This is a genomic window from Mycobacterium sp. E3305 (genome assembly GCF_001666785.1).
Classification (GTDB): domain Bacteria; phylum Actinomycetota; class Actinomycetes; order Mycobacteriales; family Mycobacteriaceae; genus Mycobacterium.
The window spans coordinates 1-1469 of record NZ_LZJA01000178.1 but is presented as its reverse complement, the minus strand read 5'-3'; the positions used below and the strand labels follow the sequence as shown (position 1 = coordinate 1469).

At 70.6% G+C, this 1469-nt stretch carries 1 protein-coding gene; it reads left to right on the top strand.

The features are described 5' to 3' along the window. A partial coding sequence (locus tag A5701_RS16285) for an amino acid adenylation domain-containing protein (protein ID WP_156670121.1) occupies positions 1-1469 on the top strand: 1469 nt, incomplete at both ends.

The window sequence follows — 1469 nt, the reverse complement described above, 5'->3', positions numbered from 1 at the left end:
GGCGAGTGGGGGCATCGGGCGGTGTTGGGCGAGTCGGTGAGCGCGGTGTCGATCCCGGTGCTGTTCGCCCGGCAGGTGGCGCGCGCCCCGGGGTCGGTGGCGGTGCGTTGTGGGGGGCGGTCGTGGACGTATGGCGAGATCGATGAGGCGTCGAACCGGTTGGCGCGTCTGCTGATTGGGTTGGGGGCTGGTCGCGGGCAGTGCGTGGGGGTGGTGCTGGCGCGCTCGGGTGAGGCCATCATCGCGATCTTGGCGGTGCTCAAGACCGGGGCGGCCTACCTGCCCATCGACCCCGCGCTGCCGGATGAGCGGGTCGGGTTCGTGCTGGCCGACGCCAACCCGGTGGCCGTGCTGAGCACCACCGCGCTGCGCCCCCGGCTGGAGGGGCGCGGTGTGGTCGTCGTCGACGTCGACGACGCGCGGATTGCTGCTCAGCCCAGCACCGGTCTGCCCGCCCCGGCACCCGATGACGTCGCGCACCTCATTTACACCTCGGGCACGACCGGGGTGCCCAAAGGGGTGGCGGTCACCCATGCCAATGTGACCCGCTTGTTCGACGGCCTGCAGGTGGGTATCGGGTTGGGGTGCGAGCAGGTGTGGGCCCAATGCCATTCGTATGCGTTCGACTTCTCGGTGTGGGAGATCTGGGGTGCCCTGCTTTCTGGTGGGCGGTTGGTGGTGGTGCCCGAGGAGCTGACCCGCTCCCCCGACGAGCTGCACGCACTGCTGATCAGCGAAGGCGTGACCGTCTTGAGCCACACCCCCTCGGCGCTGGCCGCGCTGTCGCCGACCGGACTGGATCAGGTGGCGTTGATGGCCGCCGGGGAGGCCTGTCCCCCCGAGGTCCTCGCACGCTGGGCGCCCGGGCGGGTGATGGTCAACGGTTACGGCCCCACCGAAACCACCGTCTACGCCACCATCAGCGCCCCACTGACCGCGGGCTCGGGCCCGGTGCCCATCGGGCTGCCGGTGCCCGGGACGGCGCTGTTCGTGCTCGACCCGTGGTGCCGCCCGGTGCCCCCCGGGGTGATCGGTGAACTCTATATCGCCGGCCGCGGCGTCGGCCTGGGCTATCTGCACCGGGCGGCATTGACCGCGGCCCGGTTCGTGGCCTGCCCCTACGGGCCGCCGGGAACCCGGATGTATCGCAGCGGGGACCTGGTGTGCTGGCGCCCTGACGGGCAACTGGACTACCACGGCCGCGCCGACGATCAAGTCAAAATCCGCGGCTACCGCATCGAATTGGGCGAAATCCACGCCGCCCTGGCCGCACTCGAGGGAGTCGAACACGCCGCGGTCATCGTGCGCGAAGACCGCCCCGGCGACAAACGCCTCACCGCCTACATCACCGGCACCGCCGACCCCACCCAGCTACGCGCCACCCTGGCCCAACAACTGCCCAGCTACATGATCCCCGCCGCCATCATCGCCCTCGACACCCTGCCCATCACCCTCAACGGCAAACTCGA